Source organism: Cellvibrio sp. PSBB023 (genome assembly GCF_002007605.1).
Classification (GTDB): domain Bacteria; phylum Pseudomonadota; class Gammaproteobacteria; order Pseudomonadales; family Cellvibrionaceae; genus Cellvibrio.
The window spans coordinates 3,846,390-3,873,053 of the sequence record NZ_CP019799.1; the positions used below are offsets into that span (position 1 = coordinate 3,846,390).

26 protein-coding genes are annotated in these 26,664 nt (G+C 51.3%); 25 read left to right on the forward strand and 1 reads right to left on the reverse strand.

Annotated features, from left to right (window positions below):
• Window positions 1-2: 2 nt before the first annotated feature.
• The 22 genes from gspF to B0D95_RS20485 all read left to right on the forward strand — a co-directional run bounded on the left by gspF (window position 3) and on the right by B0D95_RS20485 (window position 20,757).
• Window positions 3-1,238, forward strand: a complete 1,236-nt coding sequence (gene gspF, locus B0D95_RS16545) for a type II secretion system inner membrane protein GspF (protein ID WP_078044930.1) — start codon at window positions 3-5, stop codon at window positions 1,236-1,238.
• A 44-nt stretch (window positions 1,239-1,282) separates the two neighbouring features.
• The gene (gspG, locus tag B0D95_RS16550; protein WP_078044931.1) at window positions 1,283-1,744 is read left to right on the forward strand and encodes a type II secretion system major pseudopilin GspG; all 462 of its coding nucleotides are present in this window, start codon (window positions 1,283-1,285) and stop codon (window positions 1,742-1,744) included.
• Between the two features lie 27 nt (window positions 1,745-1,771).
• Window positions 1,772-2,344 carry a prepilin-type N-terminal cleavage/methylation domain-containing protein gene (locus B0D95_RS16555; RefSeq protein WP_078044932.1) on the forward strand — a complete coding sequence of 191 codons (573 nt, stop codon included), beginning with the start codon at window positions 1,772-1,774 and terminating at the stop codon, window positions 2,342-2,344.
• Window positions 2,341-2,823 carry a type II secretion system minor pseudopilin GspI gene (gene gspI, locus B0D95_RS16560; RefSeq protein ID WP_078044933.1) on the forward strand — a complete coding sequence of 161 codons (483 nt, stop codon included), beginning with the start codon at window positions 2,341-2,343 and terminating at the stop codon, window positions 2,821-2,823. The genes B0D95_RS16555 and gspI overlap by 4 nt, the downstream gene beginning before the upstream one ends.
• The gene (gene gspJ / locus B0D95_RS16565; protein WP_078044934.1) at window positions 2,801-3,502 is read left to right on the forward strand and encodes a type II secretion system minor pseudopilin GspJ; all 702 of its coding nucleotides are present in this window, start codon (window positions 2,801-2,803) and stop codon (window positions 3,500-3,502) included. The genes gspI and gspJ overlap by 23 nt, the downstream gene beginning before the upstream one ends.
• 19 nt (window positions 3,503-3,521) lie before the next feature.
• Complete coding sequence (gspK, locus tag B0D95_RS16570; RefSeq protein WP_149867941.1) at window positions 3,522-4,604, forward strand: type II secretion system minor pseudopilin GspK; 1,083 nt, start codon at window positions 3,522-3,524, stop codon at window positions 4,602-4,604.
• A gap of 44 nt (window positions 4,605-4,648) precedes the next feature.
• The gene (gene gspL, locus B0D95_RS16575; RefSeq protein ID WP_244904603.1) at window positions 4,649-5,920 is read left to right on the forward strand and encodes a type II secretion system protein GspL; all 1,272 of its coding nucleotides are present in this window, start codon (window positions 4,649-4,651) and stop codon (window positions 5,918-5,920) included.
• A 9-nt stretch (window positions 5,921-5,929) separates the two neighbouring features.
• The gene (gene gspM, locus B0D95_RS16580) at window positions 5,930-6,406 is read left to right on the forward strand and encodes a type II secretion system protein GspM (RefSeq protein WP_078044937.1); all 477 of its coding nucleotides are present in this window, start codon (window positions 5,930-5,932) and stop codon (window positions 6,404-6,406) included.
• A gap of 68 nt (window positions 6,407-6,474) precedes the next feature.
• Complete coding sequence (locus B0D95_RS16585; RefSeq protein ID WP_078044938.1) at window positions 6,475-7,266, forward strand: type II secretion system protein N; 792 nt, start codon at window positions 6,475-6,477, stop codon at window positions 7,264-7,266.
• A gap of 14 nt (window positions 7,267-7,280) precedes the next feature.
• Window positions 7,281-8,255, forward strand: a complete 975-nt coding sequence (locus B0D95_RS16590; protein ID WP_078044939.1) for an FAD:protein FMN transferase — start codon at window positions 7,281-7,283, stop codon at window positions 8,253-8,255.
• A gap of 320 nt (window positions 8,256-8,575) precedes the next feature.
• Complete coding sequence (locus tag B0D95_RS16595) at window positions 8,576-9,127, forward strand: AraC family transcriptional regulator (RefSeq protein WP_168172473.1); 552 nt, start codon at window positions 8,576-8,578, stop codon at window positions 9,125-9,127.
• Window positions 9,127-11,073: a hypothetical protein gene (locus B0D95_RS16600; protein WP_246841633.1), complete on the forward strand. Its 1,947-nt coding sequence runs from the start codon at window positions 9,127-9,129 to the stop codon at window positions 11,071-11,073. Before B0D95_RS16595 ends, B0D95_RS16600 begins: the two co-directional genes overlap by 1 nt.
• A complete protein-coding gene (locus B0D95_RS16605) occupies window positions 11,070-13,934 on the forward strand; it encodes a tetratricopeptide repeat protein (RefSeq protein ID WP_078044940.1) in 2,865 nt (954 codons plus the stop codon). Before B0D95_RS16600 ends, B0D95_RS16605 begins: the two co-directional genes overlap by 4 nt.
• The gene (locus B0D95_RS16610; RefSeq protein ID WP_078044941.1) at window positions 13,921-14,658 is read left to right on the forward strand and encodes a tetratricopeptide repeat protein; all 738 of its coding nucleotides are present in this window, start codon (window positions 13,921-13,923) and stop codon (window positions 14,656-14,658) included. The genes B0D95_RS16605 and B0D95_RS16610 overlap by 14 nt, the downstream gene beginning before the upstream one ends.
• Window positions 14,651-15,025, forward strand: coding sequence for a hypothetical protein (locus tag B0D95_RS16615; RefSeq protein WP_078044942.1), 375 nt, complete (start codon window positions 14,651-14,653; stop codon window positions 15,023-15,025). The genes B0D95_RS16610 and B0D95_RS16615 overlap by 8 nt, the downstream gene beginning before the upstream one ends.
• Before the next feature lie 44 nt (window positions 15,026-15,069).
• Window positions 15,070-15,753, forward strand: a complete 684-nt coding sequence (locus B0D95_RS16620) for a MotA/TolQ/ExbB proton channel family protein (protein ID WP_078044943.1) — start codon at window positions 15,070-15,072, stop codon at window positions 15,751-15,753.
• Between the two features lie 58 nt (window positions 15,754-15,811).
• A complete protein-coding gene (locus B0D95_RS16625) occupies window positions 15,812-16,363 on the forward strand; it encodes a biopolymer transporter ExbD (RefSeq protein WP_078044944.1) in 552 nt (183 codons plus the stop codon).
• The gene (locus B0D95_RS16630) at window positions 16,360-16,881 is read left to right on the forward strand and encodes a biopolymer transporter ExbD (protein ID WP_078044945.1); all 522 of its coding nucleotides are present in this window, start codon (window positions 16,360-16,362) and stop codon (window positions 16,879-16,881) included. The genes B0D95_RS16625 and B0D95_RS16630 overlap by 4 nt, the downstream gene beginning before the upstream one ends.
• A 1-nt stretch (window position 16,882) precedes the next feature.
• The gene (locus B0D95_RS16635; RefSeq protein ID WP_078044946.1) at window positions 16,883-17,854 is read left to right on the forward strand and encodes an AgmX/PglI C-terminal domain-containing protein; all 972 of its coding nucleotides are present in this window, start codon (window positions 16,883-16,885) and stop codon (window positions 17,852-17,854) included.
• 409 nt (window positions 17,855-18,263) lie between these two features.
• Window positions 18,264-19,418 (forward strand): AGE family epimerase/isomerase, encoded by a 1,155-nt coding sequence (locus B0D95_RS16640; protein WP_078044947.1) that lies wholly within the window; start codon window positions 18,264-18,266, stop codon window positions 19,416-19,418.
• A 208-nt stretch (window positions 19,419-19,626) separates the two neighbouring features.
• On the forward strand, window positions 19,627-20,313 hold the full coding sequence (locus B0D95_RS16645; protein WP_078044948.1) for a hypothetical protein: 687 nt from the start codon (window positions 19,627-19,629) through the stop codon (window positions 20,311-20,313).
• Between the two features lie 123 nt (window positions 20,314-20,436).
• On the forward strand, window positions 20,437-20,757 hold the full coding sequence (locus tag B0D95_RS20485) for a hypothetical protein (protein ID WP_149867942.1): 321 nt from the start codon (window positions 20,437-20,439) through the stop codon (window positions 20,755-20,757).
• Between the two features lie 67 nt (window positions 20,758-20,824).
• Here the strand turns inward: B0D95_RS20485 and B0D95_RS16650 are convergent, their stop codons facing one another.
• Window positions 20,825-21,826, reverse strand: coding sequence for a LacI family DNA-binding transcriptional regulator (locus B0D95_RS16650; RefSeq protein WP_078044949.1), 1,002 nt, complete (start codon window positions 21,824-21,826; stop codon window positions 20,825-20,827).
• A gap of 323 nt (window positions 21,827-22,149) precedes the next feature.
• On the opposite strand from B0D95_RS16650, the gene B0D95_RS16655 reads away from it, so the two are divergent.
• From B0D95_RS16655 to epiA, 3 genes are all read left to right on the forward strand, one after another.
• A complete protein-coding gene (locus tag B0D95_RS16655) occupies window positions 22,150-24,021 on the forward strand; it encodes a sodium:solute symporter family protein (protein WP_078044950.1) in 1,872 nt (623 codons plus the stop codon).
• 141 nt (window positions 24,022-24,162) lie between these two features.
• Window positions 24,163-25,344 (forward strand): 4-O-beta-d-mannosyl-d-glucose phosphorylase Mgp130, encoded by a 1,182-nt coding sequence (gene mgp130, locus B0D95_RS16660; RefSeq protein WP_078044951.1) that lies wholly within the window; start codon window positions 24,163-24,165, stop codon window positions 25,342-25,344.
• A gap of 4 nt (window positions 25,345-25,348) precedes the next feature.
• Window positions 25,349-26,581, forward strand: a complete 1,233-nt coding sequence (gene epiA / locus B0D95_RS16665; protein WP_078044952.1) for a cellobiose 2-epimerase EpiA — start codon at window positions 25,349-25,351, stop codon at window positions 26,579-26,581.
• Window positions 26,582-26,664: the final 83 nt, after the last annotated feature.

A 26,664-nucleotide genomic window follows, 5' to 3' on the forward strand; every position in this document is an offset into this window, starting at 1 on the left:
ACATGGGTGCCTACAGTTACAAAGCGCTGAATGAAGAGGGGAAAACCGTCAAGGGAATCCTTGAGGGCGATTCCGAGCGCCACATTCGCACGCAACTGCGCGCGAAAAAACTCAAACCGCTGGAAGTGCTTGGCGCAGGCAGTGAGGCGCAGGCCAGTGCCAATGAAGGGCTGGATATTTCCGCATGGTCGCGCCGTCGCGCCAGCCGCTTGAGTACGCGCGAGTTAAGCCTTATCACCCGCCAGTTAGCCTCCTTGGTAAAGTCGGGCCTGCCGCTCGATGAAGCCTTGCATGCCACCGCTAAACAATCGCAAAAAGCCAATGTAAAACGCGTTGTCTTACAGGTGCGCACCAAGGTGTTGGAAGGCTTTAGCTTGGCCCAGGCACTGGGCGACAACCCGGTTGCCTTTAACGATATGTACCGCGCGCTGGTGCGTGCAGGTGAGGGTTCAGGTTACCTGAGTCCGGTATTGGAGCGTTTGGCAGACTACACCCAAACCAGCCAGCAACTGCAGCAGCGCATCAAAATGGCAATGATCTACCCGATTGTCATGTTGGTTGTCAGCTTGGCAGTGATTATCGCGCTGATGGTGCTGGTGGTGCCCAAGCTGGTCAAAATCTTTGAGCAGGGAAAACGCGAGTTACCTGCGCTCACCGAGGGTTTGATCGCCACCAGTGAGTTTCTGATGAACTATGGTGTGTACCTGTTTGTTGCCTTGATCGGACTCTATTTTTTCATTAAACACCTGATGCGCGACCCCAAACGCTTGCGTGCATGGCATGTGGTGCAACTGAAACTGCCGGTGTTTGGTGAGTTGGTCAAGCAGATCAACTCGGCGCGCTTTGCCGCGACCTTGAGCCTGCTTTCTGCCAGCGGAGTGCCACTGTTGCAGGCACTCAATATCTCCGGGCAGGTGATGACCAATAAAATCCTGCAAGAGGCCTGTGATCAGGTTGCCGCTGCGGTGCGCGAGGGCATGAGCTTGAGCCGCGCGCTGGAAAATACCGGTCATTTCCCGCCGCTGTTGGTTCAACTGGTGGCCAGTGGCGAAACCAATGGCACCTTGCCGCAGCAATTGGACAACGCCTCCAAAGATCAGGAGCGCGAATTGGAAATGATGCTGGGAGTGGCAATGGGGTTGCTGGAACCGGCAACCATTATTTTTATGGGCGGGGCCGTGTGTGTGATTGTTTTGGCAATCCTTACCCCGATTTTCGAAATGACCAAGCTGAGCTGATGCCCGGCACAAACCGACAACAAGTGATGTTCCTGGAGTGTTCTATGAATAAAACAATACAACCCACTGCAATGAAAACCCGTCTGCGCCAAGCGGGTTTTACGCTGGTAGAGATTATGGTGGTGGTCATTATTATTGGTCTGCTGGCGGGTATTGTGGTACCCAACGTGATGGACAACCTCGATAAAGCCAATGTCCAGAAAGCGCGCGCTGACTTTAGCTCACTGCAAACCGCGCTCAAACTTTATCGTATCGACAACTTTACCTATCCAACAACCGAGCAGGGGCTTGAGGCACTGGTCACCAAATCCTCGATTGCTCCCGTGCCGCGCAATTTTAAAGCCAGTGGCTATTTGGATTCCTTGTCAAAAGACCCATGGGGTAATGACTACCAGTACATGAGCCCAGCCGATGGCCATGAATATGATATCTATAGCCTGGGCGCTGATGGTGTGAGCGGTGGCGAAGGCCAGAACGCGGACATCAGCGTGTGGGATGAGCAATAACAGGCATACGCCCCGGATCTGACTATTGTGAGCCGCCGCGAGCAGGGTTTTACCCTTATCGAAATCATTTTTGTCGTGTTTATTATCGGCATGGCGGTGAGCGTTATCTCTATTTCCGTGGGGGGGAATGCGCTGGCAGAGCGCAGTAAAAAAGAGGCCGAAACATTTTTATTGCAGGCCAATTATGTGGCCGAGCAGTCGGTGCTCAAAGGTGAAACCCACGGTTTATTTGTGGAGCTGCGCCCGGCGCAGGGCATCGATGGCCAAGAGCAGTGGTGCTATCAGTGGCGGCGAGTGCGTGACCGCCAGTGGCAAGACGTGCCTGAGCTGACGCAACACTGTCTGGATGAAGGTCTGGTTATCGAGTTTTATGTTGATGAAGAACTGTGGGAATACGACCCCGAGCTGGAGTACCAGGAGCCGGTGTTAGGGTTTTTCCCCAGTGGTGATGCTTCGGGCGAGATTGAAATCAACATCCTTGCCGATCAGCTACAGAGTGATGGCGATGAAGAAACCCAGCGTTTTGAACTGGAAATCAGTGGTGAATTACGCTGGATAAACGAAGAAAAACGCCTGGAAGCGGAGCGTCGTGGGCGATGAAATCTTCTTTGCGGCAGAGATTACACAACCGCCAACAGCGTGGGTTCACCCTGCTGGAGGCGATGATCGCCTTGATGATCGTGGCCATGGCGCTGCCCGCCCTGATTACGCTGGTGATGACCCAGTTGGACGGCTCGGCCGCGATTCGCGACAAGACCTACGCCTATTGGGTAGCCGAAAACCAACTGACGCGGATACGCCTGTTGCAGCAGCAAAAAGCAAAAAAAGCGCTACCGAGTTATCAGGTACCCGAAAAGGATTCCGGTTCGGTCGACATGGCAGGATTGCGCTGGCATTGGCAACTGACCACTCTGGCGCTGGACACTTTGCCGGTACCTGGCTTCAAACGGGTTGAAATCGCCGTGCGTTTGCTGGGACCCGCTGAGGGTATCTCCCTCGGCCCGACGATGATTGATAAGGATCAACCAGCGCTTGCGCGCTTGACGGGGTATATCAGTGATCCTGAACTTGTGCAGTAAGCCGCTCCATACTGGGCAGCAGGGTTTTACCTTGCTGGAGGTATTGATTGCGCTGGTGATATCGGCGCTGATTGCGGTGATGGCATTCCAGTCGCTGGATGCGGCTGACAAGGGGGCCCAGAAAACCAATGAAGTGCTGGATGAAATTAATCGCCTGGATCGCACTTGGCAGATCATCGCTGCCGACCTCCGCCATGTACAAGCGCCCTTGGCCAACGACCAAAACGCGCTGTTCCAGGGCGAAAGCCTGAGGTCTTCCGGGGAAAATGCCGATCAACCGGTACTGTATTTCAAGCGGCGCGGCTGGGTTAATTTTGCCAATCTGCCGCGCAGCGATCTGCAATTGATCAGCTATAGGGTTGCAGAGGGTAAGTTGTGGCGGGATTTCATGCCCGAATACAATCGCGAGCTGGGCGACATTGATATGGAGGATGACGCCTCCCACCAATTGCTGCTGGAAAATGTGGATGACATGCAACTGCGGTTTCTGCACCAGGGCACCATTGGATCCAAAGGCAAAAGTGCATTGGAAGGGCGGGAGTTCTCGGACGATTGGCTACAGCAGTGGCCGGATAGCAGTTTACAGGGCGCAGGTGGTTTACCCCTGGCGGTAGAAATTACCATCGACATTAAAGGAGTGGGGCCCAGTGTGCGTCTCTTTGCCCTGCCGGAACAGTAATAGCGGCGCTGGTGCCACGGTGGCTCGCCAGCAAGGCACAGTGCTGGTGCTGGTGTTGCTGATTGTGGCACTGGTGGCGGCCTTGAGTGTGAAGTTTGCCGCGCAATACCAACTGGGCTTGGCGCGCGCTGAGTCTCGCTGGCATGGCGCGCAGGCGCGTGCATTTTTGGAAGGCACCGAAGAAGTTGCCAAGCTGATGTTCAGCATTGCGGATATCGACTCTGGCACCGATTTTCTCGGCGAAGACTGGGGTACTCAGGTGCCGATTGAAGACGATGGTGTGACAGGTGTGGCACAACTGGTTGATGCCAGCGCCCAATTTAATTTGAATGATTTGCGGACACAGTTGGTAGCTGATAAACCCATCGGCAATGCCGAGCGTTACTCGTCACCCCAGCGACGCTTTATTCGTCTGTTGCAGACTTTCCCCGATTTGCCCCTGAACCAGAATGAAGCAGAATATTTGCTGGAAGCGGTGGTGGATTGGATCGATGAGGATGACAACGAGTCGGGTATGGGCGGGGCGGAGTCCAATTATTATCAGGGCTTGAAAAATGGCTATCGGCCGGCCAATGCCCCTTTTAAATCGGTTGATGAACTGCGCTTGGTGCGCGGTTTTAATGAGTTGCCCCAACTGGTAATGCGGTTGCAGCCCTTTGTCACCGTACTACCAAGCGACAAGGTGGGCATGAATATTAATACCATTGAGGCGATTAGCCCCTTGGGGAACGGTATTAATAATTTATTGTTGACGCTCAATGACGCCAACAACCTGGAACCGTTAAGCCCCGCCGAGGCAGAACAATTTATCGCGGATCGCCCCGAGACTGGCTTTGCCAAGCCCGAGGATATCAGCGAAAGTTGGAACAGGCTCTCCGGTCGCAACTTGGATTCGGAGGGATTGAGGACGGATACAGACTATTTCTGGCTGAATGCGACAGTGCAGTTGGTGGATCAGCGTCGCAGCATGCGTACCCTGATGCAGCGCGGTGAAAATAGAAAAGAACTTAAGGCCATCCAGCGCGATGACGTATTCGAGTTGCCCACCGTGGTGCGCAACGATAAGGACAAAAACAGCGGCAAGACCGAACTGGTTGATTAGGCCGCACCCATAATCCGTTTGTGAACACAGAGTTAGAGCAAATTATGTCCATGCAATTGGTGCTCTCCGTAAATACCTCCGACGATGGCAAAAGCCTGGCGGATAGCTTCCGCTGGTGCTGGCTGGGAGCTGACGGCACGCCCGCCAACGATACGATTGCCAGCGGTGATCGCGAAGCCCTGCGCGCGGCCTTGAGTGATCAGGCGGCTAATCCGCTCAGCGCCTGGGTGATCTTGCCGGGCAGCCGGGTGAATACCCGTCAGCTTGAATACAGCGATAAAGAAAAGAAGCACCTGCGCAACTTGCTGCCTTTCCAATTGGAAGATTCGGTGGTTGGCGATGTGGAGGATTTACATTTTGCCTTGGGGACGCCTGCCGATGGCAAAATTGTAGTCGCCTACGCCGATAAAACCTGGTTGCAAGCCGCCTTTGCTGAATTGGCAGCGCTGGGTATTGAAGTCACCCGCTGTTGGAGTGCGCCCCTGATCCAACCTCTGGCGCTGGATGCATCAACCCAGCCCGGCGAACATTGGACCTTGGGATTATTTGAAGGTCAGTTGCATTTGCGCTATTTGCCGACCATGGGGTTTAGTGTTGCCTATGCCCAAGGTCGTTTGGCGCTGCAGATGTTGTTGGCCGATCAGGTGCGCGGCGAGCAACTGCCTGCTTTGCACTTACGCGCCGCCAGCGAACAGGATCTGGCCGCGCTGGTGGAAATGATTCCCGCCGGTTTGCATGAGCAAATCGCCAGCCAGAGCCTTGCCGATCCCTGGGCGCTGGATTTTACGAACAGCTCCATCGACTTGTGCCAGGGCGATTTTTCCCAGCGTCTGCCCATAGAGCGCTGGTGGAAACTGTGGCGCTCTATCGCCATTTTTGCCGGTGTGTGCGTGGCGGTTTACCTGGGAACACTGGGTTATGAAATTCACAAACTGGGTGCTGAAAACCTGAAGATCCGCCAGCAAATTGAAGCGGCGGCGCGTGTGGTTATCCCACAGGGGCGGGTGGTGGATGCTGAAAAGCAACTCTCTACTATTTTGCGTCAGAGCCAACCGGCAGGCCAATCTGCCAGTGTGATGTCATTGTTGGCCGTGGCGCTGCCACCTATTGCCGACTCGCCCAATGTCAGTATCAAGGGTATTTCCTACACAGGCGATACCGGCGAATTGAATATTAATATCCAGGCTGACAGTTTTGGTGCCTTTGAAACCCTGAGCCAGAAAATTCGCGATCAGGGACTTAATGCCGAAGTGCTGAGCGCCAATGCCCAGGGCAATGTGCAAACCGCTCGTCTCAAAGTCAGTAAAAACCCTTAAGGCTGAGTCATGAACCAGATATTTACCCTGCTGAATAAATACAATCGCCGCGAGCAAATGATGTTGCTTGCTTGTGCTCTGGCGGTGAGCGTTTACTTGTTGTGGCTTGTTGTACTGGGCCCAATTCAGAGCAAGCGCGATCAACTGCTGGCGGCCAATACGGCATCTACCCAGGCGCTAGGGCGGGTGCAGATTATGGCGGCACAAATCCAGCAAATGCGCGATCAGGGCACAACGGCCAGCTCGGCCAATATCAGCGGTGCGATTGATTCGTCGCTGCGTGCTAACGGTCTGAGCATGAGCGGCTTCCAGCCCGGTGCCAATGGCGAGGTGCGTGTGCGTTTGGAGCGCGCCTCCTATGAATCTTTGATGCAATGGCTGTATGAAATGGAATTTAAACAGGGAATCAGTGTGAGTGATTTATCGATTACTGCGACCAATGATGTCGGTCAGGTCACCGTCACCCTGCGCCTGCAAAAACGCTGAAGTCCATCGCGCCATGCCTGAGTTGTGGCGCGACTTGTCTGCCTGTCACCCTAATGTAAAAGATACTTATGAGTCGTATAACTGCATTGCTATCGCGTAAAACACTGTGGATTCCCTTGGGGCTGGTGCTCTTTCTGGTCTTTGCAATTGCGAATATTCCTGCCACATGGGGTGGTTATTTCCTCACGCGTGGTACCGGTTTGGCACTTAGCGGTGTGACTGGCACCCTGTGGAATGGGCGCGCCAGTCTGGCGAGTTTACGTACCCAGGTTCGTGAATACTCCCTTGGCCAATTGAGTTGGCAATTGCGACCTTTATCGCTACTTACCTTGTCACCCTGTGCGACGGTAGCAACCCGTCTGCCGCAGCAGCAGTTTGACGGTGAAATTTGCGCTGCACCCAGCGGTGCTTTGCAGGTGCGCGATGCCGATATCTCGGTGCCCTCGGTATTGCTGCAAACCCACTTGCCCATTCCTATTCAGGGGCAGTTCTCCTCCCATATCGATCAGTTGCAGTTACGCGGCAATGTGTTGCAATCACTTAAAGGCAATTTGACCTGGAATGGCGCGCGGGTAAATACCGGTGCAAATTGGCTGGACATTGGCAGCTATGCAGCAGAACTTTCCGATAATGGCAACAACGGCATTAAAGCGCAGTTTTTCCAATTGGCAGGGCCGATGGATGTCAACCTGGCGGTTGAATTAACTGCGCCCAGTGGCGGCCGTATCACCGGTGAACTGGCTGGCCCCAAGGCATTCTTTGAATCGGCCAACGCACTGGATATGTTGGCGATGTTTGCGCAGGAAGACCGTGTCGATGAGCAGGGCAAAACCCACTATCGCGTTGACTTGAATCTCTGATACCGGCGGTGACCATGCGTCTGTTGATCCCTTTGCTGTTGCTGTTGGCGACCAGCGCTCAGGCTAAATGGTATAGCGATACCCAGGATGTCATGGGCACGCGCGTCAGTGTCACCTTTTGGTCGGAGGATGAGGCCAAAGCCGCCGAGGCACTGGTGGCGGTGATGGCTGAAATGCATCGCATCGACCAGCACTTTAGCCCCTACATGGCGTCCAGCGAGTTGTCTCGCGCCAATCAACAGGCGGTACTGGCAACCGCAGAAAAGCCACTGGCAATCTCTGCCGAGCTGACTCGGCTGATTGATAAATCCCTCTACTACAGCAAGCTCACCGATGGCGTGTTTGATATCACTTTTGCTTCCCTGGCGCGTTATTACGACTACCGCAAGAAGCTTACTCCCAGCGAAGCCCAACGCGCTGCATTGTTACCGGCCATCAACTACCGTTTGATTCACCTGGATAAACAGCACCGAACACTGTGGTTTGAACACCCGCAGCTCTATATCGATTTGGGCGGCATCGCCAAGGGTTATGCGGTGGATCGCGGCATCGATATTTTGCGCGGCTACGGCATTGCCCACGCCAGTCTCAGCGCTGGTGGCGACAGTCGGGTTCTGGGCGATAAACGCGGTCGCCCATGGTTGGTGGGCATTAAAAATCCCCGTGCTGACGCGGTGGCGATCAGCTTGCCGCTCGACAATGTGTCGGTATCCACCTCGGGCGATTACGAGCGCTACTTCATCGCTGACAACGGCGAGCGGGTACACCACATCATTAATCCACGCACTGGCAAATCGACCTCTGGCGTCAATAGCGTGACGATTATTGGCCCTCTGGGGTTTGATACCGACCCGCTCTCCACCAGCGTATTTGTGATGGGACCGGAAAAGGGTTTGGCTTTGATTAATCAATTGCCCGGTTTTGATGCAGTGATTATCACCAGCCAGGGCAAGGTGCTCTACAGCCAGGGGCTTATCGACCCCGAATAATTGCGCCTGTGAATCGCTATCAGGGCAGAGCCATGAGCCTGTAGTCAGCGCGAGCGGCGAGCTGTTATACAAAGTGCGCGTAAATTGTTAATTGACGACATAAAACGTAACTAATCACCCAAAAACTGAAACCCGGTCAGGCTAAAAAGTAACTGAGGCGCCAGATTAACTGTGCTCAGCGTCACATTTAAAAAGTGATCGGGCTTCTAGAATGGCTCGCTTTTACCGGCGTTGGAGCAGTTGGTCTACAAAATGCTAAGTGCATTCTGATTGCCGGGTGACGCCTCACTGGCCATCCATCAATTCTTCGGAGATAGACCATGCTTCACCTCTTGCGCCACAGGTTTTATCTGGCTGCGTTGCTCTCACTTGTGGTCATTGTTGGTCAACTGCTATCCAGCCAGGCTTGGGCCCAACAAGCGACGCCCTCGGCCACTGCCGGTCAGGTTGAATCACTCAAGGAATCAGTGCTGACGCTGAACCGCGACCTGCTGATCCTGGAAGAGGAATTGCTCTATCCCGCCAGCACCCAAATTGCGGTTTATGTCTCTATGGATCTGGGCAAGTATTTTGCGCTGGATGCCATCAAACTGGAAATTAATAACCAGTTGGTCGCGAGTGAACTCTACACCGACAAACAAACCAGCGCGCTGTTTCGCGGTGGTGTGCAGCGTTTGTATGTGGGCAATTTAAAAAGCGGCGAGCATGAAATCAGTGCCTTTTTCACAGGCCGTGGACCGCAGCAGGACTATAAACGCGGTGCCAAAATCACCATCAATAAAGGTCAGGAACCGGTGGTGCTGGAATTGAAAATTGTCGATTCCACCGCCCAGATGCAACCTGAATTCTCGATCAAACAATGGCAGATGTAATGCGTCTGCTTCGCGCCCGATTGGTGAGTCTGTTGGTGTCGCCGTTGCTTGCAACGGCGTTTTCCGTACAGGCCGACGAAAAGCCCAAAACTGCTGTGGCCGACTTGCGCTATGGTGTCGCGCTCTATCACTACTACCAGCAGGACTACGTTAACGCCATCGCCGAGTTGATGGTGGCGGACAGCCGCGACGGCATTCAGGGGCATAGCGATAACCCGGAATTAATTGCCGGCGGCATCAGTCTCGCCTTTGGTATGCAGAACCATGCGGAATCCGTCTTCAGTCGTATTTTGCAAGATGAGCGTCGCCCCCAGTCAGTGCGTGATGCGGCCTGGTTCTACCTCGGTAAGCTCTATTACACCCGCGGCGATTGGGCAGCGGCAGAGCAGAGCTTCAATCGTGTCAGTGCCGATTTCAAACCCGCATTGCGCGCACAACTGCAAGCCTTGCAAATCAACATCCAGATTCGTGACAAGCGCTACGCGGAACTCAACCCCAAGGGCGTAGCACAGCGCGAGTTGCGTGCCTGGAGCCCTTACGCCTTGTTCAACCTCGGCGCGGCGCATGCGCGTGAAGGCGATTTTGCCCAGGCGCAAACTTTTTTTAACGCACTGGCAGATATAGACATCGCCAAAGACCCGCGCACCCGCGCCGCACAGTGGGCACTGCAAGATAAATCCTACACGGCGTTGGGTTATTCCTATCTCGCGGAAAAAAAATACGCAGCGGCGATTCGCGAATTTACCAAAGTGCGGCTTGAGGGGATTTATGCCAACCAGGCACTGTTGGGCTATGGTTGGGCCGCTGTCGCCCAAGAGGAATACGCCAAAGCATTACAACCCTGGCAATTATTGCGCTCGCGCAGTTTGATTTACCCTGCCGTACAGGAATCCCTGCTCGCCTTGCCCTTCGCCTATGAAAAATTAAATGCACCGGGTGAAGCGGTGGCCGCCTATGAAACTGCCGAAGAATTGCTGGCGCGTGAGATTCAATTAATTCGCGATATGCGCGAAACCCTCACGGAAGGTGAATTGCTGACACTGATCGATGCCAAACCATTGGCCGCCGAAGAAGCCCGCGAACAATTGCAAGCCGCCGGTGACGGAGAAGGGCTGACTGCTGTTGTAACGGATGACGGCCAAAATTGGTTGAAGCTCGATAGCACCAGCATTATTAAAACCCGCTCGGCCTACATGCGCGAATTATTTGCACAAACCCGTTTTCAGACGGCTGTATTAGAGCTGCGCGATTTATTGCGTTTGCAGCGATTGCTGCAAGACTGGCAACCCAAGCTGAGCGCCTATCGTGAACTCTTGTTGGAAAAACAAGCACTGCGCAGCCGTCAGGAACAACAATTAACCCAAGCCGCCTATGCAGCACAAGCACAGGCCTTGCAACAGCGTCGCGATCAATTTGCCGCGCGTTTGCAACAAATTATTGCCGCTGAGGATTACCTCGCCCTGGCCGATAGCGATACCCGCGCATTGCAAGAGCGTGTTACGCGCGCCGGGCAAACCATCGTGCGGATGCAAGCCGCAGGTCAGCAGACGGATGATGTGGCTCAGCGCCATAGACTTTTTGCGGGCATCCTGCTCTGGCGCGCGGCGCAGCACTATCCCATTGCACTGGCGGAGCAGCAGCGTGAACTGGCGCAGATCGACAGCGCTCTGGCCAGCGTGATTAAAACCCAAACCCATATCGATGAAATCACTGCAACCAGTTTGGATATTCAACCGGTATTGGCGCGTTTGCAGACTTTGCAAACGGAAACTGCAACGCAATTGCAGGCGACTGAGCGTTTGATCGCCCAACAAACCCGCGTATTGCGCGAGCAAGTGGATCAGCAGTTAGCGAGCCATGAAAAACGCTTAAAAAATTATTTGTCACAAGCGCACCTTGCGGTCGCGCGTTTGTATGACGCGGAATTGCGGAGACAACCGGAATGAAGCGACTGCTTGGATTAGTCATTATCGCCAGCATTCAACTGCAAGGTTGCAGCTATGTTGGCCTGGGCGATGAGGGGCGCGGTAAAACCCTGGCCAATTTGCCTGAGGCAAAATTGCCCGATACCAAAGCGAAAGTGGCGGTGTTGGATGTGGCGCGTATTGAGCAAAGTTATCAGCGCGCCTTGGCGGTGGCCGACGAACCTAAATTACGCCAACAAATTTTGGTGCGTCTGGCCGATTTGGAAATGGCGCGCAGTGAAAAAGCGCAACTGGATGCAACGGACATGCGCCGCTTTTATGACAAGCCGGTCGCCATGTACAGCGAGTTGCTCAAATTACAAAACGACAGCGCCGTGCCGGTGAATGGTATCGCGGCAGATCAATTGCGCTACAAATTGGCAAAGGCCTTGTCGCTGGATGGTCGCAACGATGAAGCGGCGCAGGTGTTGGATCAGTTAGCCAATACCAATCCCGATTCCGGTTTTATGGCAGAAACCCAATTTCGTCGCGCTGAAAAATCCTTTGCCGATGGCGATTACGCCGCTGCTGAGCGCAACTATGCTGCCGTGGTGAATGGCAACAGCCCTGAATTGAAACAAAATGCGCTCTATATGCGCGGCTGGGCGCAATTTAAACGCAGCGACTACGATCTGGCGCTGCTGTCCTTTGCGCAGGTGTTGGATCAATTGCTAGGCAGTGCCGCAACACCTGAACAAGTGGATGCCGTGTTGGCAGATATAGGTCCCTCAAAAGCCAATTTAGTGAAAGATACATTGCGGGTAATGGGCTTGTCGCTCTCCTACCTTGAGGGCGCCAAATCGATTGTCAGTTTGCAGACTGAGTTGGGCAGTCGTCGCCCTTACGAATACATGCTCTACCAACAATTGGGCCAGTTGTATCTCGAACAAAAACGCTACACCGATAGCGCAGAAACTTATCAACATTTTGTACAACATAATCCCGCGTCGGATTTTGCCCCGAGCTTCAGCATCAAGGTGATTGATGTGTACCAGGAAGGCAATTTCCCCAGTTTGATTTTGCCTGCGAAACAGGATTTTGTAGAGCGCTACGGCATTAGCAGTAGCTATTGGACCAGCCGCAAAGGCGTGATTGGCAATAACTCGCTCGCCTACTTGCATCAGTCTTTGCAGGAATTGGCGCAGTTTGAACATGCGCAAGCACAAGCCTTAAAACTCAAAAATAACAGCGAAGCCATGCGTGCGTTTGCGCGTGCGGCAAAATGGTATCGCGAATTTGTGCAAACCTTTGCCAAGGATGCGCAAGTCGCCGAGATGACATTTTTACTCGCCGAGTGTTTGAATGAAGCCGGCGATTTACCGGCAGCCATGGAAGCCTATGAACAAGTGGCTTACGGCTATATGGATAAACTGCGCGGGGCCGATGCCGGTTACGCTGCAATTTTATTGCCGCAACAATTAATTCAATCGGCCCGTAGCCTGCCTGATAATCGCTTGGAAGAATGGCAGCGCCGCAAAATTCAAAACGCGTTGAATTTTGCCGATGTGTATAAAACAGATCCGCGTGCGGTGGTGGTATTGGCCGAAGCAGCTAATGATTTGCTGCAACAAAACAGTTATGAAGATGCCAAGCAGATTGCCGAGCGGGTGATCCAATGGCAGCCAGCGGCAGAGGGCTCGCTGTTATTTTCAAGCTGGCTGATTCTCGGGCACAGCCGTTTTGAAACCAAAGAATACGCGGCGGCGGAACAGGCTTACATGCAAGTGCTCAACCTCTTGCCTGTGTACGGTAAAAATCCGGGGGTGCCCAGTGTTCAACAAGTGCAGGAGCGAATTGCGGCCAGCATTTATCAGCAGGCGGAAGCCAGTTTAACCTTTGGTGATAAAGATACCGCCATCGCCCAGTTGATGCGCATTACGCAACTGACGCCCAACACCGAGATTGCCGCCAAGGCGCAATACGATGCCGGTGTCTATTTAATTGAGCAGGAAAAATGGGCGCAGGCTGAAAATGTGTATTTGGGTTTCCGCAAAAAATATCCCAGCCATGCGCTCACGGCAACGCTGCCGGCGAAGATGGTGCTGATTTACCAAAACCAGAACAAATGGCAACAAGCTGCCGATGAATTGGTGGTAATGGAACGCACCAGCACCGATCCGGATGTGAAACGCCAATCCCTATTTATGGGCGCTGAGCTGTATGAAAAATCTGGCAAGCGCACACAGGCGATTGAACAATATCGTCGCTACGCTACCGAATATCCGCGCCCGCTGGCGAACAATTTGGAAGCGCAATTTAAATTGACTGAGCTGTATCGCGCTTCTGGCGAGCGCGATAAACGCAATTACTGGTTGCAAAATATTATTAACAGCCATCAGCGCGCGGGCAGTGCCAAAACAGATCGCTCCACTTATCTGGCAGCCAGTGCGCAAGCTGAATTAGCCCAGCCCGCATACGATGAGTTCACTCGCATCCCGCTCACCTTGCCGCTCAAAAATAGTTTGCAGCGCAAGCGTGCTGCACTGGAAAAAGCACTTAAAGCACAGGAGCAAGTGCTGGGGTATGGTGTGGCTGAATTTACTACCGACGCCAGTTTTAAAATCGGTGAAATTTATGCGCAGCTCAGCCGCGATTTAATGGCTTCACAGCGTCCCAAAGAATTGGATGAATTGGCCCTGGAGCAGTACGAAATCCTGCTGGAAGAGCAAGCTTATCCGTTTGAAGAAAAAGCGATTGAAATTCACCAGGCCAATGCCCAGCGCAGTTGGAAAGGCACTTATGACGATGGAGTCAAACGCAGTTTTGATGCGCTCGCCAAACTGCTGCCAGCACGCTACAACAAAACAGAAACCCGCGTGGAGGTGAGCAATGATATTCACTAAACGCGCAGCGCTGTGGTTATTGGTAATGGCGACGAGTGTGTTAGTTGCCTGTTCAAGCAGTGCGCCAAAAAAATCGACGGGCGGAAGCAATAAATCCGTTGCCGAGGACGCTATTGCTGCCCCCGGCGCCAGTATTTTGCCGGTAGGGCCCGCTACGCCAAATCCCTATTTGCAAAACAAACCCTCGGTGAGCCGCGAGATCAGTCAACAGTTTGCAGATGCCACCCGCGCTATGCGCAATAAACAATGGGCACAAGCCGAGGGTTTGCTACAAAAAATCACTGTGGCCAACCCTAAACTTTCGGGGGCTTATTTGAACCTGGGTCTGGTGTACCGCGCGCAGCAGGAAAATAAACGTGCCGAGCAAGCGTTTAACGATGCGATTGCAGCAAATCATACCAATCTGGATGCCTACAACCAGTTGGCCATTTTGCAGCGTGAATCAGGTAATTTTTCTGCCGCCGAAAGCAATTACAAAAAAGCGCTGAGCGTTTGGCCTTATCATGCCGAGAGCCATAAAAATATCGCTATTTTGTACGATTTGTATCTGGGTAAAAGTGCAGAGGCATTGCCACATTACGAAGCTTATTTGCAGTTAGTGGGCGGCGAGGATAAACAAGTCAAAAGCTGGATTGCCGACCTGCAGCGTCGCTTGGGGATTACCGCTAAACCTAAAGCGGCGGAAGCTGCTCCGGCAGCGGTTGAAGGTGAAAGCAATGAATAAAATCTTTCTACTATTGATGATGTTCTGCTCATTTACGGTAACGGCGCAAGATCTTGCGCAAGAACAACAGCAAACATCTTCAGAGCAAACAGAGCAACAACAAACTGCTCCGCGACAGGCAGCAGAAAATACTGCACAGAGCAATGCGGCAACTATCGGCGAAGCCAGTATTAATTTACGCACAACGGTTACCGGCAATCAGGAACAACCGCGTGTAATGTATATTCTGCCCTGGCAATCTCCTCTCAGCCCGGAGCTGGAAATGGAAATGTTAGGCAGCGAGGCTGATTCAGTCTTTGGGCATTTGGAACGCGATGAATTACAGCGTCATTTGGAAGCAGCGGGCGAGTTGGACGCTGAGGAATAATTGATTATTTTTACTTACATTCTTTGTTGAGGTTAATACACGTTATGGATACTTTGATTCGTTTTTTCCAAGAAGGCGGCGCCTTTATGTATCCCATCGCCATTGTGTTGGTTGTGGGTATTGCGATTGCGATTGAGCGCTGGTTAGTGCTTTCGGCAGCCAAGTCATCCAATCGCCAGGCGTTTGATCGCATTTTGCCGCTCTTGCAAAAAAAGGATTACAACAGCGTTGTTAATCTGGGCAAAACCAGCAGTGCACCTATCGCCCGTATTATTGCTGCGGGAATTACCCGCATGGCGCAATCACCGCGTCGTGATGATATTGAATTGGCAATGGAAGAGGGCGTCATGGAAGCCATGCCGCGCCTGGAGAAGCGCACTGCCTATTTGGCAACCCTGGCCAACATTGCCACCCTGTTGGGATTGCTCGGTACCATTATCGGTTTGATTCAAGCCTTTACCGCAGTGGCCAGTGCAGACCCGGCGGAAAAAGCAGCGCTCTTGTCATCGTCTATTGCGGTTGCGATGAATACCACCGCGTTTGGTTTGATCGCGGCGATTCCGCTGCTGCTTGTTCACTCCATGATTCAAAGTAAAACCACGGAAATTATTGATAGCCTGGAAATGGCCGGCGTGAAATGTCTGAATATTATTGCGCATAGCAGCGAAGTGCCGCAGCGTACGCGTGCACCGGAATCGGCTGTTAAACCACAGTCAGCTGCTCAATAAGCCCACTGCCCATTGAGTTATTACGCAATCAGCAGTTGTATTTATTGGGGAAAATCCTATGCGTATAAAACGCCGTTTTAAAGAGGATCCAGATCTCGATATCACCTCCTTTATGAATCTGATGATCATATTGGTGCCGGTATTGTTGATGAGCATGGTGCTCGCACGCACCACTGTGTTGGATCTCAAATTGCCGGATATGGCCGACGCCAGCACACCGCCAACGGAAGAGCCTCCGCAGCAATTGGAATTAATTATTCGCGCTGATAAATTTGAAGTGAATTATCCCGCAGGCATTAAATTAAAATGGGTAGAAAAAACGGCCGATGGCCAATATGACTTTGCGTTGCTGGCAACAGTCCTGCAAGAAACCAAACGTTTATTGGAAGACAAGGGTATCCAGAAAAAAGATATTTATATCCTCTCGGAAAAAGATACAGATTACCAAACCTTGGTCAGTACTATGGACACTGTGCGTTCATTTAAAGCGGTGGTCGCTGCCAGTGTGGTAGATGCTGAATTGTTTCCGGAAATTTCATTGGGCGATGCCCCTCCACCCGGTGGCCAGACATCGGCCGTGAGTGGCGCCGCACAGGGGGCTACACCATGAAGCAATCCCTGCGCGCAAAACGCATGGCAAAACACCATCGCCGGTTAAAACAAGGTTCCAAACTAAACCTGGTTTCACTCATGGATATTTTTACCATCCTGGTATTTTTCCTGTTGGTGAACTCAGGCGATGTAGAGGTTTTGCAAACGGACAAAAGTATTAAATTGCCGGCCTCTTTTTCAGAGCAAGTGCCGGAAAATAATTTGTTGGTATTAATCAGTGCAACCGATGTGGTTGTTGCGGGTCGTGCCGTGGGTTCGGTGGCTGATTTACTGGCAACCGAGGGCGATAAATTTGAACCACTGGCTCAGGAATTAAAATACCATGCCGAAAAAGCCGGACCATTAACGGAAAAAAATCAATTAACGGGGCGCCCGGTCACAGTAATGGCTGATCAAAAAGTGCCTTACCAGTTATTGAAAAAAGTGATGGCGACCTGCGCGGGAGCGGAGTATCGCGATATCTCCTTGGCCGTGACGAAAAAAGAGTTACCTGCTGCTAATAATGGGGAGGGTTGAAATGGCCAGCTCCCTGTTAAATTTGCAGCTGCCCTGGAGCTCATCTATTCAGGATGATCAGCGCTTTACCAAAATTCTTTCAGCGAGTTTTGTGGTGTTGTTGGTGCTCAGTATTGCGGTCACTATTAGCAATGTGCCTGAGATCAGCCGCGCGGAAAAAGAAAAACTGCCACCACAGTTAGCGCGCGTGGTATTGGAGAAACAGGTATTGCCTGAGCCGAAACCCGTCGAACCGCCCAAGGTAGAGGAAAAAAAGCCCGAACCGAAAGTGGAAGAAAAAAAGCCTGAGCCGGTCGTCAAACCACCGGAGCCAGTGAAAAAGCCGACGGCGCCACCACCCAAAGAAGCGCTGGAAAAAGCGCGTGAACAGGCGGCTAATACCGGTGTCATGCAATTTAAGGATGACCTCGCGGAAATGCGCGAGATGATGCAAACCTCGGCCGTTGAAACGGCGTCAACGACGGTGACCAACAGTACGGGCGAGGCCGCCCAATTGGATCGCGCTATGATTACCAGCGGCGCCAAAACTGCCAGTGGCGGCATCAATACCGCGGCATTAAGCCGCGATACCGGTGGCGTTGCCCTGTCTGGTCGCGAGACAACCAAGGTAACCAGTGGCTTGGCCGAGGCAGGCAAAAAATCTGCCCAGGCGACGGCAGGCAATAGCAATGGTGCAGGTGGCGCAGCGCGCAGCGAAGAGGAAATGCGCAAAATCATGGAGCAGCATAAGGGCGCTATCTATTCGATCTACAACCGCGCCTTGCGTCAGAATGCTGCCTTGGAAGGCAAAATGGTGGTAAAAATTGTGATCGACCCCAGCGGTAAAATTGTTGAGGCGACACTGGTATCCAGCGAGTTGGGCGACAGCGATCTGGAAAGCAAAATCCTGCAGCGGATCCGTTTGATCAGCTTTCCTGCCTCCAACGTGATACGCACCACACTCAATCAAACCTTTGATTTCCTGCCGCAATAACCCTCGGTAGCTGTTATGAAGAACCCCGGTTATCCGGGGTTTTTTATGCCTGCTGCAATCTTATCTGCCTGTTGCTTTGCACCAAAATCCTAGCATTAGTGTAAAAGTGTTGAAACCGGTTACATTTTTATCCATAATGCTCTCGCTAAGGCCTTTTTATTCATGGTTATTTGCTGGTAACCGTTTACAGTCTGGGCGAGGAATCCTCGTCGTTTCTGTAGGTATTGCTGGCAGTTGTTAGTGATTAATTGTTAAGCCATAGCCCGCTGTTGTGTTTTTTACCCCGGTTTTCCGGGGTTTTTTTATTTGCGCCCCGCGAATGCGCCGCGCAAAATGCCTACTCAATCAGCCATAATCCCCGTTAATCCCCCACTCACAGCAACCGCATTTGGCGGTAAATGGATTCTTTATGTCACAAGCATTGCGTGCGGCAGCAAGTCGCCTTGAACATTGGATCAGACAGGATGCCCTGCCGCTTTGGTTGGCACGCGGAATAGAGCCGAATACCGGCGCCAGTTACGAGCGATTGACGCCAGCAGGTGTGCCGGATCTTGAGTCCAGCACCCGCGTACGCGTGCAGGCCCGGCAAGCATTCTTTTTTGCCGCCGCCTATCATCGCGGTTGGTGCCCCGAGGGTAAGGATGTCGCCAAGAAACTGTTGGCGTTTGTGCAGCGCACTGCCGCCCATCCCACCGCCGGTGCCGGTTATACCCATTTGTTGAACAAAGATTTTGTGGTGGTGGATATCAAGCAAGATCTTTACGACCATGCTTTTTTTCTGCTCGCCAATGCCTGGTGTTATCGCGCCTTCAACGAAGAGGCTTACTTGCAGGAGGCCGATAAATTAATCGCCCACCTTGATGAAAAATTTGGTTCGGTTGTCGGTGGCTGGGTCGAGGGCGATTACGACTATGCCTGTCGCCGCCAAAATCCACACATGCATTTATTTGAAGCTTTTCTTGCGCTTTATGATGCGACCGGCGATGCAAAATATCTGGCGCGTGTCGGGGAATTATTTGCGCTGGTGCAGACGCATTTTTTCGACGCAGAGCACGGTGTGTTGTTTGAGTTTTTTGACGATAACTGGGTACGGTTGCCTAACGCAAAAGGCGATATGGTTGAACCCGGTCATATGATGGAGTGGGTGTGGCTGCTCGATTGGTATCACCGTCGCACGGGGCGCCCTGTCGCACAATATACACAGATGTTGTATGCGCGCGGGTTGGAAATTGGCATGGATAAATCCGGTTTGTTATTTGATGCCGTGAGTTATACCGGTGAAGTGATCGACCCTAACAAGCGCTGCTGGGGAATTACCGAACTTATCAAAGCAAGCTTGGTGCAAATCCGTGCAGGACATCCGGATGCGGAGGCTATTGCGATCAAGGGCGTGGATGATTTATTCACATACTACCTCTGTGCATCAACGCCTGGTTCCTACGTGGATCAACGCGGTGCTAACGACGAAGTGGTTGTGGATGTGGCGCCCGCCAGTACGCTTTATCACTTGATTGTAGCGGCGATGGAGTTGTTGGATCATTTTGATTGGGTCGAAAAACAATAATATTTTATTGGGCGCGCTGCTAAAAAGAGCTGCGCGCTTTTACTGATAAAAATAAAAGCTCATTAACATCCCATGCAAGCTTGTTTTTCCAGGTGAAAAATAATTTGCGCGCCAAAAAAATATCAACGCTTGCTTGTCGCTTGCAGTTTCCTTGTTGTCGTCTAGTATGCATGCTGTTGCGCAATATTATTAACAGCAGGTACTACGGATGGGCTTCTCTAAAATCGCTAGCATGATTGCTGTGACCGTTATGCTGACGGTTTTTATAACGTTTACAGCAACAAAGAAATACCTCGCTATACAAGAATCATCAGCTCATACCTGTGCGGATGAACCCATATCTCTGGCTGCCTCTCTTATTGTAGAACCTCATGCCTTGGCGCAACCTGTTTCCCATCCTCCCGTTATTGCTGAAGATAAAAATCTAATCGCCAATCAAGTTGTTGCGGCCGTGCCGCAAGCGCAAAAAGTTGCAGACATGGACGCGCTTATAAAAGAGCGTGAAGCACAACAGCAACACATTGATGCATTCAGGAAATTTGTTGCGGCCGATCATAAAAAACCAGTGGTTGATGAAGCTAACCTTCGCTATGAGGCGGAAGCTGTCGATTACCAATGGGCAGCAGTTCAAGAAGGTAAATTATTATCGGCATTTACGGATTCTGCGTCGCTGACAGCCTATGTTCCCTCGCATATGAGTTGTCGCTCGGCCACCTGCAAAATCACTATCCCATCACAAGATGATGCCAGCGCTGACGCGGCCTATCATGCTGTATGGCAATCGCTGATCAAGCAAAATCCTGTTTCAAATGACACCATTACCTATTTTCGTAACCAGGAAAAGGGCGAGGTGGTTATGTATATCTCTTCGCAGGGTAATAGCATTTTTCAATAAAAATGGTGCGCAAAAATTCCATCAGGAAGGGAGTAGTATCGCGATAAATAACGGCCAAATTTATCACTCACCCGAGAGCGACGCATGACGCAGGGCCGATAATAGTTAACACAAGGAGTTAATATGAAGTTCAAATTTGTTGCCGCTATTGTTATGGCGTTAGGACTTTCTGCTGTCGCCCATGCAGATCAAAAAGTGGCAGAATACGGCGATCCTGCTCTCGGTAATTCTTACGGTGGTTGTACCTTTACGCAGGTATATAGCACTGGCGGAGGTAGTTATCTTTATAAGGAATATCAAATTTCATGCAGCTCTGGTAGCTATAGAGTTGGAGTAGCGACAAATTATACTTCATTGGGCGCAACCTGCTCATTCTGGTCAGCCAGCGGTGAATATTATGTTCAGGGTGGTTGCTCTAATTGGCGGGTCTATTTGCGCTCTTAATTTTTGGTAATAACTATTAAATAAAAAACCGGCGAGAATCTCTCGCCGGTTTTTTACGTTTAAGCTTTTATTTTTTGGCTAACAACGGGCCGGTACTTTTGCGAATAATAAATTCGGTTGGCAGTACACATTCGCGCTGGCTCAGTGGCTCGCCTTCAATAACTTTCAGCAGCATATCCATCGCCATTTTTCCCATTTCTTCCGCGGGTTGTGAAATGGTGGTCAGGCTGGGGTCGGAATATTTGGCGTAGGCGATATCGTCGAAGCCGGTGACTGACATATCTTCCGGAATGCGAATTCCTTGGTTCTTTAAGGTTTGCATGGCACCAATCGCCATTTCATCGTTCATGGAGAAAATGGCGGTGGGGCGCACTTTCATATTGCAGAACTGGAAGGCGGCGTTTAGGCCGGACCACATGGTGAAGTCACCTTCGGCAATCAGGTCTTTCTCAAAAGGAATGCCTGCTTCTGCCAGTGCTTCTTTATAACCTTCCAGACGATCAATGGCGTGAGGGTTGTCTTTCAGGCCGGAGATCACGCCAATGCGCTTGTGTCCAAGGCTGATCAGATAATTCACCATGGTTTTGGCGGCAGCGCGGTTGTCGATACGAATTGCCGGGCCAGTGGTGTATTCGCAGCCACAGGCATTGACACAGGGAATATCGGGCGGGATGTTGTTTTGGCTTTTTTCCGAGCTTGGGCGCAATTGCACTATGCCATCGGCCAAGCGGGTTTCCACGCGGCGGATGTACTCCATTTCGCGTTCGGGAGTGCCGCGGGTGTCGCCCAGGAGCACGGCATAGCCCTTTTGTTGGGCGCGGTCTTCCAGTGCGCGAATAAAGAGTGAATAGAAGGGGTTGGCGATATCGGGCACCAGCACAACCACGGCATAGGCGCGTGCCGAGCGGAAGTTGCGGGCGAGCATGTTGGGGCGATAGCCGACCTGGGCGATGGCGGTGTGTACCTTGTCCAGGCTTTCGGCGGAGACTTTTTCCGGGTTGCTCAGGGCTCGTGAAACAGTTGCAACGGATACGCCAGCCAAGCGTGCAACATCGCGAATATTGGACATAAAAAACGACCTTAGGGAGCCGGTGATGGGTGATTGGGTGTGGAATTACCCAGAAAATTACTTATTTGACTGAAAATTTACTACAGCTCACCACAAGAGACTAGAAAAATAAAATGTAAACGGTTACATTAGTTCAACATTTAGATGCTTATTGTCAGTTGTGCTATATCCACAGGGTAGTGCCTCCTGAATTCATTTGTCTATGCGGTTTTCCCTGAGCCTGCCCCTTGCCGTGTTGCGCTGCAAGGTGATGCACGGAAGTAACAGATCAGATAAGAAAAGCGATTAGTGTCGATCCACATAATAAATTTGGAATGTGTTGAATGAATCTTCCTGTTTTGGATATAGCGATTATTCTCGCCTATGTTGCTGCAACCTTGGTGGTTGGTTTTTGGATCTCCAGTCGTGCGTCCAAAGATATAAAAAGTTATTTCCTCGGTGGTAACAAGCTGTCCTGGTGGCAGTTGGGATTATCCAATGCATCCGGCATGTTCGATATTTCCGGCACTATGTGGTTGGTGTATCTGCTGTTTGTCTATGGGCTTACCAGTGTTTTTATTCCCTGGCTCTGGCCTGTTTTTAATCAAATCTTTTTGATGGTGTTTCTCTCGGCGTGGTTGCGTCGCTCTGGTGTGATGACCGGTGCTGAGTGGATTACCTTTCGCTTCGGTGAAGGCAAGGGTGCGCGTTTATCCCATTTGATTGTGGTGTTATTTGCGCTGGTGAATGTGATTGGATTTATTGCTTACGGATTTATCGGTATTGGTAAATTTGCGGCGGTATTTATGCCTTGGCAATTGGCTGAAGATCCACACCTGAACGATGTGTGTTACGGATTGATTATCACCGCGATTACCACCTTGTATGTAGTGAAGGGCGGCATGTTCAGTGTGGTGTTTACTGAAGTGTTGCAATTTTTCATGATGACTATCGCCTGTATTGCCGTGGGTGTGATTGCTATGCAGCGCATTTCTCCCGAGATGTTAAACGCCGCGATTCCCGATGGTTGGACCAGCATTTTGTTCAGTTGGGAACTGCACGTAGATTGGTCAGAAAAACTCGCGGCAGCGCAAAGTAAAATCGATGCCGATGGCTACGAATTGTTTGCAATATTTTTCATGTTAATGCTGTTTAAAGGCATGTTGCAAAGTATGGCTGGTCCCCAGCCCACTTATGATATGCAACGTGTGCTCTCCGCTAAAACGCCAAAAGAAGCCGCTAAAATGAGCGGGTTTGTCACCGTAGTGTTGATGTTCCCACGTTACATGCTGATCGCTGGCCTCACCGTATTGGCGCTGGGGTTATTTATGGGCGACCTCAATGCCATGGGCGACAAGCTCGACTTTGAACAAATTTTACCGATGGTATTGGCGGGCGATATTTTGCCCAGTGGATTATTGGGGCTATTAATTGCCGGTTTGCTGGCGGCCTTTATGTCCACTTTTGCGGCAACGGTTAATGCGGCGCCTGCCTATGTTGTGAATGATCTCTACAAGCGTTATATCAATGCTGATGCAGATCCCAAAACCTACGTGAAAATGAGTTATTTGATTTCCGTATTGTTTGTGATTTTTGGTGTGGCGATTGGCTTTTTTATTCCCACACTCAATCAGGTTATTCAATGGCTGGTCAGCGCGCTCTATGGCGGTTACACCGCGTCTAACGTGTTGAAGTGGTACTGGTGGCGATTTAATGGTTACGGTTATTTCTGGGGCATGCTCACCGGTTTTGCCATTGCCTTCCCGTTGATTTTTACCGATATCGCACCGATTCAGGCTTTCCCCTTTATGTTCCTGGCTTGTATAGCCGCTTGTGTCATCGGTTCGCTATTAACCAAGCCTGACGATATGGCGGTACTGAAAAAGTTTTATACCAAAGTGCGCCCTTGGGGTTTCTGGGGACCGGTATTGGCTGAGGTGCAAAAAGATTATCCGCAAGTCGGTGCCAACAAAGATTTTGTGCGCGATGCCGTCAATGTCGTGGTTGGTATTGTGTGGCAAACCGCACTGGTAGCCGCGCCCATTTTTATGGTCATCAAACACTGGCCTGAATTTATCGTGGCGATGGCAATCGCGGTAGTAACCAGTATTTTCCTGTGGTTTAACTGGTACAAAAAACTTGAGGATTATCCGGCAGATACACCGGTTTCTGCGGTGCAAGGCACTAACGATGAGGCGCTGGTGGCCAAATCCTGAGGTGATTCCGTTTTGCCTATGCGACGTGCCGGGTTGTGACGTCGCAAAAAAATTTCCCGCAAGGTGTAATCGATTACTTTTTATCGGCGATGTATCCGCGCATCGCTGGACACAACCCAAACTCATCGGAGTATTCAGTACATGAGTAGTTTCAACGAAAAAGCCAAGGCGCTGTTACAAGAGCACAACGCGCTGATTGGCAAAAAAAATAATCCGTCGGCAAAAGGCAATGGCATTTACACCACCTATGAGAACCCTATTCTCACCGCGGAACACGCGCCTATTTTTTGGCGTTACGATTTAAATGAAAAAACCAATCCGCATTTGATGGAGCGCCAGGGCATTAACGCTGCGTTCAATTCCGGTGCTATGTATTGGAACGGAAAATATATTCTCGCTGTGCGCGTAGAAGGTGTGGATCGTAAATCGTTTTTTGCGATTGCGGAAAGCCCCAATGGTATCGACAATTTCCGCTTTTGGGATTACCCCATCACTATGCCGGAAACCGATCGCCCGGATACTAACGTGTATGACATGCGCCTGACCCAACATGAAGATGGCTATATTTACGGCCTGTTCTGCACCGAGCGCAAAGATTTAAATCACCCGAACGATACCTCGGCGGCGGAGGCGCAATGCGGTATCGCCCGCACCAAAGATTTGATTAATTGGGAGCGCTTGCCCGATTTGGTGACCTACTCCGGTCAGCAGCGCAACGTGGTATTGCACCCGGAATTTATCGACGGCAAATACGGTTTGTTCACTCGCCCGCAAGATGGATTCATCAGCGTTGGCGCCGGTGGTGGTATTGGTTGGGGCTTGGTAGACGATATGACCAAGGCCGAAGTGAAATCGGAAGTGATTGTGGATGGCAAGGTCTATCACACCATCAAAGAAGTGAAAAATGGCCAGGGCCCCGCGCCGATTAAAACGCCTGAAGGTTGGTTGAACCTCGCTCACGGTGTGCGCAATACCGCTGCCGGTTTGCGTTATGTGCTCTACATGTTCATGACTGAGTTGGAGCGCCCCTGGGTTGTTACCCATCGCCCAGCGGGTCACTTTATTGCACCACACGGCGCAGAGCGTGTGGGCGATGTATCCAACGTGGCGTTTTCCAACGGCTGGATTGTGAATGAAAAAAATGAAGTGTTTGTCTATTACGCTTCATCCGACACACGTATGCATGTGGCTACATCAACCGTGGAAAAACTGATCGACTATTGCAAAAACACACCGGAAGATGGCCTGCGTTCAGCGGCATCGGTTGCGGTGCGCAATGAATTGATCAGCGCTAACCTGCAAATCCTGAAGGACTTGGTGTAAGCCCATGAATGTCGCCATGCTTCCTTCATCTGCTGTTGTGTTGCAGCAAGAATTTCGCGCAGAACTTATCGCGATTGCTGATTGGTGGGCAAGCCATGCAATCGATCAGCAACAGGGTGGTTTTTACGGTGAGATAGGGGCAGATAACCTGCCCGTGTCCGGTGCCAGTAAAGGTATTATTTTGAATGCGCGCATCTTGTGGTTCTTCAGTGAAGCCGCGCAGCAGATTAATAATCCTGTTTATCGCGACTGTGCCGAACGCGCCTACGCTTATTTGATTGCACACTTTTTTGATGAGAAGCATGGCGGCGTGTATTGGGAGTTGGATGCGGCCGGTGTGCCCATCAATACCAAGAAGCAAGTCTACGCCCAGGCATTTACTATTTATGCCCTTTGCGCTTATTTCCAACTCACGGGTGATGCGCAAGCACTTGCCCGTGCGCTGGAGTGTTTTCAGTTGGTTGAGCAGCATGCAATTGATAGTGTCAACCAAGGCTACCTTGAAGCCTTTACCCGCGACTGGGGTGTGATTGACGATTTGCGTCTCAGCGAAAAAGATTTGAATTATCCCAAATCACAAAATACCCACCTGCATATTCTGGAAGCCTATACCACCTTGTATCAGGCTCATCCTGCATCCGAGGTTCAGGCGGCACTGAAATATAACATCGAGATGTTTGATCGCTACATGATCGACAGAAACACGCATCACCTGCGTATGTTTATGGATGTGCAGTGGAACGATTTTTCTCCCGGTTATACCTATGGTCACGACATTGAAGCCAGTTGGTTAATTGCTAAAGCGCTGGAATCCCTGGGTGATGACACTTATACCCGTGAACTGACCCCCACATTATTGCGCATTGCCGACGTCACCTTGCAAGAAGGTGTCGGTGAATTGGGGCAAGTGCTGGACTCTTACGACTTCGCCAGCGCGACAGTAAATGACGACACAGTGTGGTGGGTGCAAGCCGAAGCCTTGGTTGGTTTCCTCTATGCCTATAGCGTGAGTGGCGAGCAAAAATATATGGCAGCGGCAGAAGCCGTGTGGGCGTTTATTAAAAAATATCAAATTGATAGTGAAGCGGGTGAGTGGTTGTGGCTATCGCGCCTGCACGCGCCCAGTGCGACACCTCACTACAAAGTGGGTTTCTGGAAATGTCCTTATCACAATGGCCGCGCCATGATGGAAGCGATGCGCTATTTACAGGGCAATGTGGTTAATCAGGTTGCGTAGCGTCTACGGGCAACTTCCTGATAACAATAAAAATGATTTGTACGCAGCTACTGCACGGCAGTAGCTATTGCATCACAAGAATA